Genomic DNA, 12,858 nt, shown 5'->3' with positions numbered 1-12,858 from the left:
TCTTACAGCGGGTCACTTTTTTTGGCGAAAAAGTAACCAAAACGCCTGGTCCCCGCATACGGCCCTGCGCTTCGCTCCGGGTTCCCTCCTTCCGCACCTGCTCCGTGGGGCCGCGCCGACGGGCCGTCCATGGCCCATCGGCGCTTGCGGGCCATCCATGGCCCTTACCCCACTACGCAGGCGCTCCACTCGGCCTCCTGAAGGGACATCCGCGGTGTCTGGACTATCTGTGTCTGAAGATCAAAAGCCAAAAGCACGAGCTAAATCACCGGCATGAAAAATCAAAAGCCAACGATGCCTTCAAACTAAGCTGGGTCAATTGCGCGACTTGAACAGGTTGACCACCACCCGGTCCAGCCAACCCCAAAGCCGTTGCTGCACTCGACGCCAGAACGGTCTTAACTGCCACAACTCCAAATCGATCTGCAGGCTGCGGGCAAAGTCACGCTCAAAGCTCTCGGCCACCGCCAGCGTCAACGGTGGGTCGATGGCCTCGACATTGGCTTCCAGATTGAAACGCAGGTTCCAATGGTCGAAATTGCACGAGCCAACGCTGACCCAATCATCGATCAGGACCATCTTCAGGTGAGAGAAACACGGCTGGTATTCAAAGATCCGTACCCCCGCACGCAACAGCCTGGGGTAGTAACGATGGCCCGCGTAGCGCACCGAGGGGTGATCGGTGCGCGGGCCGGTCAGCAGCAGCCGCACATCAACGCCCCGCCCAGCCGCGCGACGCAGGGAACGACGCACTTTCCAGGTGGGTAGAAAATAGGGGGTGGCCAGCCAGATCCGTTGCTGGCCGCTGTTCAGTGCACGCACCAGTGATTGCAGGATATCTCGATGCTGACGGGCGTCGGCATAAGCAACACGGCCAAGGCCAGCGCCGGTCATGGGGATACGCGGCAGGCGCGGCAAGCCAAAATGCGTGGGGGGTCGCCAGGCAGTACGACGCTCGTTGGCACGCCACTGACGGTCGAACAGCATCTGCCAGTCGGCCACTAATGGCCCCTCCATGGCGACCATCGCCTCATGCCACTCACTGACGTCTTCGCCGGGTCGCCAGAACTCATCGGTCACCCCCGTGCCACCCACCACCGCCCACTGCTGATCGACCAGCAGGAGTTTGCGATGGTCACGATAGAGATTGCGCAAGCCACGTCGCCAGCGAATACGGTTATACCAGCGCAACTCCACCCCGGCGTCGATCAGGCGCTGGCGCAAGCTCAGGGTGAAGGCCATTGCCCCATAGTCATCGAACAGACAGCGCACCTGCACACCACGCTCAGCCGCTTGCACCAGTGCCTGGACCATGGCCTCGGCGCAGGCCCCGGCCTCGACCAGATACAACTCCAGGTCCACCTGATACTCGGCGCGAACAATGGCCGTGAGCATGCGCGGGAAGAATTGGGGGCCGTCGATCAACAGTTCGAATTGATTGCCACTGCGCCACGGAAAGATCGGCCCGGCCACGTCAGCGCGCCGTAAAAATCAGCACCGCACCGACCGGCACGGCAAGGCTGATGGACTTGAGCCCCGCCACTTTGCGCAAGGCGGCTACACCGGGCGCCAGGTCGAAGTCTTCGGCGCGTAGAACCAGAGGCTCCAGCGTCACGACTTGAAAGCGTCGATCATCCAGGCGCGTGGCCAACAGTTCAGCGCTATAGCTTTGAGACTTGCCGTGCAGGGACACTTTCAGCGGCAAGCGCAATTCCAACTGCGCACCGGGTGCCAGATCGTTGATCGGTTGCAGGTCAATCTGCGCCTGTACCCGCGCATCGGGGAACGCCTGGACCTCGAACAACGCGTTGCGCATGCGCTCATCACGCAATGGGATACCGCTGTTGATCGAGTCCATTTCAATCTGAAGCTCAGCCACCCCCTTGGCGTCGACCTTGCCATGCAGGACCAGAAACCGCTGGACCTCTGCAATCTCGACATTTTTGGTGGTGACGAATGACAGCCGTGACGACTCGTTATCCAGATACCAGTTGGCCTGTGCAGGCAGTGCCAAGGCCCCGAGCAGGGGCAATAAAAGTCGCATCGAGCGGCGCATGAACGTTCCAGAAACACATTTGCCGTCAACCTTAACCGGCTACCCCGTGACTGGCAAACTTCCCCGTGCTCAAGGGATGGGCAGCAGGCGACAACCTCGCCTCTCTCCAACCCAGATGGCACTGTTGCTTCGCCCCAATCCCGACGCCGTTACCCGGCGCAGCGCTGCGTCATCAATCAGCTCGCTCAAGGGCAACCACTGCTTCACATAACCTGTGCAGTAGTCGGCAGGCAGTTGCATGACATAACGACACGAACAATATTCCTTGGCTGAATAGGCGCTGAGTATTCCGGGAAAGGCTTGCAAGGCCACACGCTCGTGCCAGCCCCAGGCGATCAAGATGAGTAACAGCACCCAGAGCACGCGGCGGATCATGGCGTGGCTCCGGCAAAAGCGGCCAACACCCGATGCAGCAGTTCGTCATGACTGTACTGGCCATCGCGATCATCGCCATATCGCACAATCACCAGTTTTTCACTGGGCACGATGTATAACGCCTGCCCCCAGTGGCCAAGCGCCGCAAAGGTATCCGCTGGCGCCTGTGGCCACGGCCTCGGCGAATCGCCGATGGGCGTGTTGAGCCACCAATGCCCGCCCGGTGTCGCTTCACCGGGCACGGTGTGTGCCATGGCAAAGGGCGTGCGGTTGAACGCCACCCACTCGGCCGGCACTAACTGGCGATCTTGCCAGCGCCCTTCACGCAGCATCAGCAGGCCGATCCGGGCCAGGTCGCGAGCGGTCATGTAGACATAGGACGAACCCACATAGACACCACTGGCATCGGTTTCCCAGACGGCACCGCGAATGCCAAGGGGTTCGAATAAAGCCTGCCATGGGTAGTCGGGATAAGCCTGGACGCCTACGATTTGCTGCAAGGCCGCGGCCAACACCGTGCTATCGCCACTGGAGTAACGATAGGCCTGGCCCGGTTGGGCGAACGCCTTGTGCCCAGCGGTAAAACCCGCCATGTCGGCACGCCCGCGGGTGTAGAGCATGGCCACCACCGAGGACTTCAGTGGCGCGAATTCGTAGTCCTCTTGCCAGTTCAGCCCACTGGCCCAATGCAGCAGGTCTTCCATATGGACGGCCGGGTGTGCGGCAAAGGGGGGAAAGTAACGGGCCACGGGGTCCTGCATCTGGAATCGTCCCTGGCCGTAGGCAACGCCCAGGACAGTCGCCAGAATACTTTTGCTGATCGACCAAGTCAGGTGAGCGGTGGCTTGTGAGGTCGGTGGCGCATAGCGTTCATAGACCAGGATGCCGTCTCGAATCACCAACAAAGCGTCGGTGCGCACGCCCTGGCGGGTCTCATCGTCTCGCTGCGCAAAGGTATAGTCCTCCAATGCCTGAAGGGCCGGGCCTGGGGGGGATAGCTGAGCCTGCCAGTCCTCACCAGGCCAGGTCTGCCCCTGCGCGAGAGCGGCCCACATCAGTAGAAAAAGGGACATCAGCGTTGCATTGAACATCGAAGCGACCTGAAACAACAGTTCCGTCCCGCCAGTTTAGCAACGGCTTGTGACAACGCTGTGCCAGGCTTTCTCCAGCCGCTTGGCACGCGCCGCGGCAGCCATTTCCAGCACGTCCTGATCGCGCTGCCACAGCTGCGCCCAATACTCCGGCCCTGCGGTAAAGACGTCGTTCAACGGTTGCTTGAGCAAGGCAAACTGTTCAAACAAGCCACCGAGCAATAGATGGCTGGCCGGCTGATCAACGTGCTGGCGACTGGCTTCGGCGCAGCCCCCCAGTACTGCAACCAGACGCAGTAGCAGGCCTTGAGGCCAACCACATTCCTGGCCGACGCCGTACAACCAGGCCGACATCGCCGCGAGCACATATAAATCCTCGAGCGAGCGAAACGGCTTCACATAGTCATCCCAGCCATCGCCGGCCAGACGCTCGCACAAGGCGTTGTCCAGGTGCACGCGGGCATGGCCGATGTCGGGCATCAATGGCAACACCGGCAAGGTTTCCAGGCGAACGCCTGGCTCCCCCACATAGACCACCGCCAGGCTCAATTGCACGGGCGCCTGCTCGGGCTCGCTACGAGCCGCCACCAGCAACCATTCGGCGGCATTGCCGGCGGTGACGAAGTCCTTGCGCCCGGTCAGGCGTAAATCATTCAGGCGCGTGCGCATATCCACCGGGCGCACGCTGCGTTGCTCGGTGGCGCACAGCGCACCCAGGCTTGCCGGGGCACTGGGCCATAGCACGCGCAGCGCGGCCTGGTAGCCCACCAGAAATGCAAGGCCTGGGGTGGATACCGCTCGACCGCCGAGCACGGCCAGTTCAAAGGGGGTGACCGTGCCCAGTTGTTGCAACAGCGCGGCATAGGTGTCGCCCAGCGCTGCACAGACCGGCAGGCGTTCACGCACATTGAGTCGATCAAGCCAGGACATCGAAACACTCCTTGGGGGGCTGTCATACAAGCATCACCGAAACTTCATGTCGATGACACCGGGGCTACATAGGCTGAGATTGCACAACAAAGTCGACCGGCCGCAACCCATGGCTGGCTTATGGAGACTCGCAATGACTCGAATCGCACGCTCTGGCGACAACAGCACTGAACGCCGTCTACAAGCCGAACGCCTGGTGGGCCCTGCCGCCCTGCGCGAAGCCCAAACCTTGCGTTTCAACGTGTTCAGCGGTGAATTCAACGCCCGCCTCAACGGTGCCGAACTGGGCCTGGACATGGACGACTATGACGTGCACTGCAGCCATATCGGTGTGCGTGACCTCACTACCGGTCGTCTGGTCGCCACCACCCGCTTGCTCGACCATCAGGCCGCCCATGACCTGGGGCGCTTCTACAGCGAAGAAGAATTCAGCCTGCACGGCCTTGGCCACTTGCAGGGCCCGATCCTGGAAATCGGCCGCACCTGCGTCGACCCAGCCTACCGCAATGGCGGCACGATCGCCGTGCTCTGGGCGGAACTTGCCGAAGTGCTGAACCAGGGCCATTACAGTTATCTGATGGGCTGTGCCAGCATTCCGATGCAGGACGGCGGCGTGCAGGCCCAAGCCATTATGCAACGCCTGCGCGAACGTTACCTGTGCACCGACCACCTGCGCGCAGAGCCGAAAAAACCCCTGCCGCCGCTGGAAGTCCCAGGTGATGTAATCGCCGAGATGCCGCCGCTGCTCAAGGCCTATATGCGCCTGGGTGCGAAAGTATGCGGCGAGCCGTGCTGGGATGAAGACTTCCAGGTCGCCGACGTGTTTATCCTGCTCAAGCGGGATGAGCTGTGCCCCCGCTACGCCCGTCACTTCAAGGCAGCCGCCTGATGAAGCGCCTACGCGTGTATGGGCGCGTAATCCGGGTGTTGCTGGTGGTCATGCTGGGAATGGGCATGGCGGCAATCTTCAGTCTGTATGAGCGCCTGGGGGTTCACAATGCCATGGATCGGCGCCAGCGCTGGTCACGGTTCTTCATGACCCGCCTGAGCCGCGCCCTGCCCTTCAAGGTCCGAGTCATAGGGACCTTGCCGAACCAGCCGGTGCTGTGGGTCAGCAACCATGTGTCATGGACCGACATCCCCTTGTTGGGCATGCTGGCGCCGCTGTCGTTCCTGTCCAAGGCTGAAGTGCGCACCTGGCCGATTGCCGGTTGGCTCGCGCAAAAGGCCGGGACGCTGTTTATTCGCCGAGGCGCGGGTGACAGCCAGCTGTTGCGCCGGCAAATCACCGGGCATTTGCACAAACAGCATTCACTGCTGATCTTCCCCGAAGGCACCACCACCGACGGACGCAGCCTTCGGACCTTCCACGGGCGCCTGCTGGCCAGCGCCATCGATGCGGGCGTACCGCTGCAACCGGTGGCCTTGCGTTACTTGCGTCAGGGGGCGGCTTGCCCGATTGCGCCGTTTATCGGCGATGACGACCTGCTCTCGCACCTGATGCGGCTGTTCGCCAATGATCCGGGAGAGGTCGAGATTCAACTGCTTGAGCCGATCCAGAGCGTTGGGTTAGAGCGTGCAGTGCTGGCCTATCAAGCGCAGCAGGCCGTGCAGGTGGCATTGTTTGGTGAAAGTGAGCCGGTTCAAATACGCAGAGCCAAGGCTGCTTGAGATCGGCGGGGATATCATTCGCGGCACTCCGGCCCGCTCCTACAAAGCCTCTAATGTAGGAGCCAGCCTTGGCTGCGATGGCCACACCGCGGCGCATCAGGCAAACCGCGGTGCGTTCATCGCAGCCAAGGCTGGCTCCTACAGGGGTTTCGCAAACTGCTGAAGCAGCGGGTAGAAAAGCCGAAAATCCTCCATCAGTGGATCGTATAGCGGCTCCAGCTCCTCCATCGCTCCAGCCATCCCTTCCGGTCGCGACAAGCGCCGGGCAATGCCGTTGAACACCTGCTCCAGCACGTCGAATTGCCGATAGGACCCCAACCAGTCATCGGCCATCATGTACGGTGCAATGCGCGCCAGACGGCCCGGTAGCGCAGGCTCGGCCGCCAGCACCCGGTACACGTGGGCGGTGAACTGTTCCAGCGGCTGCTCGGCATAGTCCTGCCAGTTCGCTGCCAGGCAATGGTCAAAAAACACATCGAGAATAATCCCGGCATAGCGCCGGCGCGCCTTGGGAAATCGACCCAATGCCGTCAGCACCAATGGGTGGCTGTCGGTGAACGCATCAATGCGTCGATGCAGTTGAATGGCCGCCGCCAGCGGCTCCGGGAATTGGCCCTCGATACGGCCTTTGACGAAATCGCCATAGAGGCTGCCCAGCAATTGCTGGGGGGCCTGACCGCCGAGGTGCAGATGCGCGAGATAGTTCATGCAGCGCAGCTTAGCATCCACCTGCCTATATCGTTATAACTCGATATATCGAATTTGACGGCTGCTAGTCCTAGATCATATTTGTGTATCGCGAAATATCGATATACATTTCGCCCCATCGCGATACAGCGTTATAGCCATCACCGAGCCCTGCCATGCCTCTTGATCTCGACGAAATAATAAAAGCCCTGGCCCATCCGGTCCGACGAGAAATCCTCAACTGGTTGAAAGACCCTGCCGTGCAGTTCCCCGACCAGTACCACACCACCGAGCACGGTGTCTGTGCCGGGCAGATCGACCAACGCTGCGGCCTGTCGCAATCGACCGTTTCAGCCCACTTGGCGACCCTGCAACGCGCAGGCCTCATCACCAGCCAGAAGGTCGGGCAGTGGCATTTTTTTAAACGCAACGAGGAAACCATCCAGGCCTTCCTCAAGCAAATGAGCCAAGAGCTCTGATAGGACACAGCATGCCCCTCCCGCTCCTTATCCTGGCGTTGAGCGCCTTTGCCATCGGCACCACCGAGTTCGTCATCATGGGTCTGTTGCCCGATGTAGCGCTGGACTTGGGTGTGTCGATTCCCGGCGCCGGCTGGCTGGTCACCGGCTACGCCCTGGGCGTGGCCATCGGCGCGCCATTCATGGCGCTGGCCACCGCCAGGCTACCGCGCAAGGCCGCGCTGGTGGCGTTGATGGGCATCTTTATCGTCGGCAATCTGCTTTGCGCTGTAGCCAGCGATTACAACGTACTGATGTTTGCCCGCGTGGTCACCGCCCTCTGCCATGGCGCCTTCTTCGGTATCGGTTCGGTGGTGGCCGCAGGCCTGGTACCGGCCAATCGCCGTGCTTCGGCGGTAGCCCTGATGTTTACCGGCCTGACCCTGGCCAACGTGCTCGGCGTGCCATTAGGCACGGCATTGGGCCAATACGCGGGATGGCGCTCGACTTTCTGGGCGGTCACGGTGATCGGTGTGGTTGCGCTGATCGGCCTGATCCGCTTCTTGCCGCTGCAACGCGAAGAAGCCAAGGTCGACATGCGCGCTGAGCTGGCTGCACTCAAGGGTGCGGGTATCTGGTTGTCGCTGAGCATGACGGTGCTGTTTTCCGCCTCGATGTTTGCCCTGTTCACCTACATCGCACCGCTGTTGGGCGAAGTCACCGGCGTCTCGCCGCGGGGTATCACCTGGACCCTGCTGCTGATCGGCCTGGGCCTGACCCTGGGCAATATCCTCGGCGGCAAGCTGGCTGACCGGCGCCTGGGCGCCACGCTGCTGGGCGTGTTTGCCTCCATGGCGGTGATCTCCACCGTCTTGAGCTGGACCAGCGTGGCGCTGATCCCGACCGAAATCACCCTGTTCCTCTGGGCCACCGCCGCCTTTGCCGCCGTCCCGGCCTTGCAAGTGAACGTCGTGGCCTTCGGCAGTGCCGCACCGAACCTGGTGTCGACCCTCAACATCGGCGCCTTCAACCTGGGCAATGCCTTGGGCGCCTGGGTGGGCGGCACTGTCATCGCTCAAGGCCTGGGCCTGACCCGCGTGCCGCTGGCAGCCGCCGTACTGGCGGTGCTGGCCCTGATCGTAACCCTGATTACCTTGAACCAGCGCGGCGCCGACGCCGAACTGGCCACTGCCAACTGATACTGACGAGGCTCTATCCATGAAGACGATTTTCGATCCGATTACACTCGGCGACCTCGAACTGCCTAACCGCATCATCATGGCACCGCTGACCCGCTGCCGTGCCGATGAAGGCCGAGTCCCCAATGCCCTGATGGCTGAGTATTATGTGCAACGCGCCAGTGCGGGGCTGATTCTCAGCGAAGCCACTTCCGTCTCTCCAATGGGCGTCGGTTACCCCGACACCCCCGGCATCTGGTCCAACGACCAGGTCCGCGGTTGGACAAACGTTACCAAGGCTATCCATGCAGCCGGTGGGCGAATCTTCCTGCAGCTGTGGCACGTGGGGCGTATCTCCCACCCCAGCTACCTGAACGGTGAAGCACCGGTCGCACCGAGCGCTATCCAGCCCAAGGGCCACGTTAGCCTGGTTCGCCCACTCAGTGAATTCATCACCCCTCGCGCATTGGAAACCGCTGAGATCGCCGACATCGTCGAGGCCTACCGCACTGGTGCGGAGAACGCCAAGGCGGCCGGTTTTGATGGCGTGGAAATCCACGGTGCCAACGGCTACCTGCTCGATCAGTTCCTGCAGAGCAGCACCAACCAGCGCACCGACGCCTACGGCGGCTCGCTGGAAAACCGTGCGCGCCTGCTGCTGGAAGTGACGGATGCTGTCATTGATGTCTGGGGCGCCAATCGTGTGGGCATGCACCTGTCTCCCCGCGCCGACCTCCACGACATGGGCGACGATCACCGTGCCGAGACCTTCACCTATGTCGCTCGCGAGCTGGGTAAGCGTGGCGTTGCCTTCATCTGCTCGCGCGAGCAAGAGGCCGACGACAGCATTGGGCCGTTGATCAAGGAAGCCTTTGGTGGCCCTTACATCGTCAATGAGCGCTTCACCAGGGACAGCGCCAACGCAGCGCTAGCCAGTGGCAAGGCGGACGCTGTGGCATTCGGCGTACCGTTCATTGCCAACCCGGATTTGCCAGCGCGGTTGCAGGCCGGTGCCGAGTTGAATGAGGCGAACCCTCAAACCTTCTACGGTAAAGGGCCGGTCGGCTATATCGACTATCCACGCCTGTAATTACGGCGGCGCGTTCATCGCCGGCAAGCCGTGCTCCTACAGCGGGTGGCGTACACATACCGGGTAGGAGCACGGCTTGCCGGCGATGAAAACACCGCGGTGTTTCAGGCAGGCTTCACGCCATCGGCCCGGAACATCTGCCGAATGCCGCGCAATGCCTGGCGAATCCGGTCCTGGTTTTCTATCAGGGCAAAGCGCACATGGTCGTCGCCATAGTCGCCAAAGCCAATCCCCGGCGACACGCAGACCTTGGCTTCAGACAGCAACTTCTTGGCAAATTCCAGTGACCCCAGATGGGCGTACTGCTCAGGAATTTTCGCCCAGACGTACATCGAGGCCTTGGGGTTTTCCACCATCCAGCCAATCTCATGCAGCCCTTTGACCAGCACATTACGGCGCTGGCGATATTGCTCGGCGATGTCGAGCACGCATTGCTGGTCGCCTTCCAGCGCAGCAATCGCCGCCACCTGCAGGGGCGTGAAAGTACCGTAGTCGTGGTAGCTCTTGATCCGCGCCAGGGCGCTCACCAGCTCAGGGTTGCCGACCATGAAACCAATCCGCCAGCCTGCCATGTTGTAGCTCTTGGACAGCGTGAAGAACTCCACCGCAATGTCCTTGGCGCCCGGTACCTGCATGATCGAAGGCGCCTTCCAGCCGTCATAGACGATGTCGGCGTAAGCCAGGTCGTGTACCACTAGCACGTCGTATTGCTTGGCCAGGGCCACCACGCGCTCGAAGAAGTCCAACTCCACGCACTGGGCGGTCGGATTGGACGGAAAGCCCAGGATCATCATCTTAGGCTTAGGGATCGATTCGCGAATCGCCCGTTCCAGCTCATTGAAGAAATCCACACCCGGTACCAGTGGCACCGAACGCACCTGGGCGCCGGCGATCACTGCGCCGTAGATGTGAATCGGGTAGCTGGGGTTGGGCACCAGCACGGTATCGCCGTGGTCCAGGGTGCCGAGCATCAAGTGCGCGAGGCCTTCCTTGGAGCCGATGGTGACGATGGCTTCGTCTTCCGGGTCGATGTCCACCTCATAGCGCTCTTTGTACCAGCGCGAAATGGCGCGGCGCAGGCGCGGGATACCGCGAGAGGTGGAGTAACCGTGGGTGTCGTCGCGCTGGGCGACCTGCACGAGCTTTTCAACGATATGCGGCGGGGTGGCGCCGTCAGGGTTGCCCATGCTCAGGTCGATGATGTCTTCGCCACGACGACGAGCCGCCATCTTGAGTTCGGCAGTGATGTTGAAAACGTAAGGGGGCAGTCGATCGATGCGCGCAAAGCGGCGCGGCGAACCTTGTTCAGCCATGGTGTTCTCGCAAACGTAAGCGCCCGGAACCGTCCGAGCGACGCCGGCCACTGCGGTGACCGTGGGGCGAAGATAGACGTTGGCGTGCGAGGTTGTCCAGCAAAAAAACGCCCCAGGCCTTGCGGCGCGGGGCGTTCTTTTTTAGCGCATCAGGATCAATGTGCGTAGGTCAGCAGCAGCTCGGTCGGGACCTTGGTGTCCAGCGACATCATCACGCTCAGGGCAGTGATGGTGAAGATCGAGAACACGAACAGCTTGCGCGCCCAGACCCGGTCATCCACAGCCTTGTAGCCGGTCCAAGCCATGTACAACCAGTACACGCCCATGGCGGCTGCGACAGCCAGGTAGCTCATGCCAGCGTAACCGCCGATCGTGAGCATCAAGGTCGCCAGCAGGAATGCCAGGATGTAGATCAGGATGTGCTTCTTGGCAACCACGATACCGCGCTTGACCGGCAGGACCGGAATGCTCGCTGCGAGGTAGTCGTTGAAGCGGAAGATCGCGATGGCATAGGAATGCGGCATCTGCCAGAGGCTGAACATCACCAGCAGGGTCAAGGCAGCCAGGTCGAAGCTGTTGCTCACGGCGCAATAGCCGATCACCGGAGGCATGGCACCGGACAGGCTGCCAACCAGGGTGCCGTGCACCGACTTACGCTTCAGATACAGGCTGTAGAAACCCACGTAGATGACGAAGCCGATCAGCCCGAACAGGGCTGCCAGCGCATTGGCCTGCTGGTACAGCAGCCCCAGGCCTGCAACCCCCAGGAGGGTCGCGTAGGCCAAGGCTACCTTCATGGACATGCCACCCTGGACCATGACGCGGTTCTTGGTGCGCTCCATCTTCAGGTCGATGTCACGGTCGATGCAGTTGTTGAACACGCAACCGGACGCCACCACCAACGAAGTGCCAATCACCGCAGCCAGGAACAGGGCGAAATCCACATGCCCTTGCGAGGCCAGGAAGAAACCACCTGCCACCGAAAGCACGTTACCGAAAATGATCCCCGGTTTGGTGATTTGGATAAAGTGCTTAAGGGACATGCAGTGTTCCTCAGTGCGCCATCATGTTGTGATGGATGCTGAACATGATCCACAGCGACAAGACGACCAGGAACGCAATGACCATCACGGTAAAGGCGAATACCCAGACATTCTGGCGTTGTGCAGCAGAGCGGTCCAGGTGCAGGAAATACACCAGGTGGACCAGGACCTGAATCACCGCGAAAGCAACGACGATGAACAGGGTCAATTCCTTGGACAGCGATGGGTACATCACCAGGCCGAACGGAATCGCGGTCAGGATGATCGACAGTACAAAGCCGATCATGTAGGACTTCACGCTACCGTGACTGCCCGAATCGTGGCTGCTATGTGCGTTAGCCATTACATAACCCCCAGCAGGTAAACAACGGTGAATACGCAGATCCAGACAACGTCCAGGAAGTGCCAGAACAGGCTCAGGCAGCTCATGCGCGTCATGTTGGTGGCGGTCAGGCCCTTCTTCTGGATCTGGTACATCATCACGCCCATCCAGATCAGACCGCTGGTCACGTGCAGACCGTGGGTGCCGACCAGCGTGAAGAACGCCGACAGGAAGCCGCTACGCTGAGGGCCGTAGCCCTCGGAGATCAGCAGGTGGAACTCGTTGATTTCCATCCCGATGAAGCCCAGGCCCAGCAGGAAGGTCACGGACAGCCAAGCCAGCACGCCGCCCTTCTTGCCCTTGTAGGCATTCAGCATGGCGAAGCCGAAGGTGATACTCGACAGCAACAGCAGTGCGGTTTCGCCCAGAACGTAGTTCAGTTCGAAGATGTCATGACCCGATGGGCCACCGGCGAAGCTGTTGGACAGCACGCCGTAGGCCGCGAAGATCGACGCAAACAAGATGCAGTCGGTCATCAGGTAGATCCAGAAACCGAATACGGTCATCCCGCCGGTGTCGTGGTGTTCGTCGTGCCCATGGTCGTGACCATGAGCAGCATCAGCATTCATTACATGACTGGACAT

General features: G+C 61.0%; 15 protein-coding genes. 5 read left to right on the top strand and 10 right to left on the bottom strand.

All coding sequences use genetic code 11. The features are described 5' to 3' along the window. Window positions 1–315: 315 nt before the first annotated feature. The 5 genes from AC3IX4_RS04570 to AC3IX4_RS04550 all read right to left on the bottom strand — a co-directional run bounded on the left by AC3IX4_RS04570 (window position 316) and on the right by AC3IX4_RS04550 (window position 4,452). On the bottom strand, window positions 316–1,473 hold the full coding sequence (locus tag AC3IX4_RS04570; protein WP_489259441.1) for a phospholipase D-like domain-containing protein: 1,158 nt from the start codon (window positions 1,471–1,473) through the stop codon (window positions 316–318). A gap of 1 nt (window position 1,474) precedes the next feature. Beyond that, window positions 1,475–2,056 carry a YceI family protein gene (locus tag AC3IX4_RS04565; protein WP_489259440.1) on the bottom strand — a complete coding sequence of 194 codons (582 nt, stop codon included), beginning with the start codon at window positions 2,054–2,056 and terminating at the stop codon, window positions 1,475–1,477. A 69-nt stretch (window positions 2,057–2,125) separates the two neighbouring features. Then, window positions 2,126–2,431, bottom strand: coding sequence for an amidase (locus AC3IX4_RS04560; RefSeq protein WP_489259439.1), 306 nt, complete (start codon window positions 2,429–2,431; stop codon window positions 2,126–2,128). Further along, window positions 2,428–3,522 (bottom strand): serine hydrolase domain-containing protein, encoded by a 1,095-nt coding sequence (locus tag AC3IX4_RS04555; RefSeq protein ID WP_489259438.1) that lies wholly within the window; start codon window positions 3,520–3,522, stop codon window positions 2,428–2,430. The genes AC3IX4_RS04560 and AC3IX4_RS04555 overlap by 4 nt, the downstream gene beginning before the upstream one ends. A gap of 36 nt (window positions 3,523–3,558) precedes the next feature. Continuing rightward, window positions 3,559–4,452 carry an acyl-CoA dehydrogenase middle domain-containing protein gene (locus tag AC3IX4_RS04550; protein WP_489259437.1) on the bottom strand — a complete coding sequence of 298 codons (894 nt, stop codon included), beginning with the start codon at window positions 4,450–4,452 and terminating at the stop codon, window positions 3,559–3,561. A 133-nt stretch (window positions 4,453–4,585) separates the two neighbouring features. Here AC3IX4_RS04550 and olsB point away from each other — a divergent pair, with 133 nt between their 5' ends. Together olsB and AC3IX4_RS04540 are read left to right on the top strand one after the other, a co-directional pair. After that, window positions 4,586–5,341 (top strand): L-ornithine N(alpha)-acyltransferase, encoded by a 756-nt coding sequence (gene olsB / locus AC3IX4_RS04545; RefSeq protein ID WP_489259436.1) that lies wholly within the window; start codon window positions 4,586–4,588, stop codon window positions 5,339–5,341. Next, on the top strand, window positions 5,341–6,123 hold the full coding sequence (locus AC3IX4_RS04540; RefSeq protein WP_489259435.1) for a lysophospholipid acyltransferase family protein: 783 nt from the start codon (window positions 5,341–5,343) through the stop codon (window positions 6,121–6,123). Before olsB ends, AC3IX4_RS04540 begins: the two co-directional genes overlap by 1 nt. Before the next feature lie 138 nt (window positions 6,124–6,261). On the opposite strand, the gene AC3IX4_RS04535 is transcribed toward AC3IX4_RS04540, so the two are convergent. Next, complete coding sequence (locus AC3IX4_RS04535; RefSeq protein ID WP_489259434.1) at window positions 6,262–6,831, bottom strand: acyl carrier protein phosphodiesterase; 570 nt, start codon at window positions 6,829–6,831, stop codon at window positions 6,262–6,264. 155 nt (window positions 6,832–6,986) lie between these two features. Here AC3IX4_RS04535 and AC3IX4_RS04530 point away from each other — a divergent pair, with 155 nt between their 5' ends. The 3 genes from AC3IX4_RS04530 to AC3IX4_RS04520 are packed head-to-tail and all read left to right on the top strand — an operon-like array spanning window position 6,987 to window position 9,536. After that, entirely contained in the window at window positions 6,987–7,289 is a 303-nt protein-coding gene (locus AC3IX4_RS04530; RefSeq protein WP_489259433.1) for an ArsR/SmtB family transcription factor, read from the top strand. Window positions 7,290–7,300: 11 nt separating this feature from the next. Next, a complete protein-coding gene (locus AC3IX4_RS04525; protein ID WP_489259432.1) occupies window positions 7,301–8,467 on the top strand; it encodes an MFS transporter in 1,167 nt (388 codons plus the stop codon). Between the two features lie 19 nt (window positions 8,468–8,486). Next, complete coding sequence (locus AC3IX4_RS04520) at window positions 8,487–9,536, top strand: alkene reductase (RefSeq protein ID WP_489259431.1); 1,050 nt, start codon at window positions 8,487–8,489, stop codon at window positions 9,534–9,536. Window positions 9,537–9,640: 104 nt separating this feature from the next. Here AC3IX4_RS04520 and alaC read toward each other — a convergent pair whose 3' ends face one another. From alaC to cyoC, 4 genes are all read right to left on the bottom strand, one after another. Further along, window positions 9,641–10,849 (bottom strand): alanine transaminase, encoded by a 1,209-nt coding sequence (alaC, locus tag AC3IX4_RS04515; protein ID WP_489259430.1) that lies wholly within the window; start codon window positions 10,847–10,849, stop codon window positions 9,641–9,643. Window positions 10,850–11,004: 155 nt separating this feature from the next. Further along, on the bottom strand, window positions 11,005–11,892 hold the full coding sequence (gene cyoE, locus AC3IX4_RS04510; protein WP_489259429.1) for a heme o synthase: 888 nt from the start codon (window positions 11,890–11,892) through the stop codon (window positions 11,005–11,007). A 10-nt stretch (window positions 11,893–11,902) separates the two neighbouring features. Next, window positions 11,903–12,235: a cytochrome o ubiquinol oxidase subunit IV gene (gene cyoD / locus AC3IX4_RS04505; protein WP_489259428.1), complete on the bottom strand. Its 333-nt coding sequence runs from the start codon at window positions 12,233–12,235 to the stop codon at window positions 11,903–11,905. Continuing rightward, window positions 12,235–12,858 carry a cytochrome o ubiquinol oxidase subunit III gene (gene cyoC, locus AC3IX4_RS04500; protein ID WP_489259427.1) on the bottom strand — a complete coding sequence of 208 codons (624 nt, stop codon included), beginning with the start codon at window positions 12,856–12,858 and terminating at the stop codon, window positions 12,235–12,237. Before cyoC ends, cyoD begins: the two co-directional genes overlap by 1 nt.

The sequence above is a fragment of the Pseudomonas sp. KH_021 genome, from assembly GCF_057838865.1.
The sequence above is the reverse complement of the archived record's forward strand: the minus strand, read 5'-3'. Positions and strand labels throughout refer to the sequence as shown.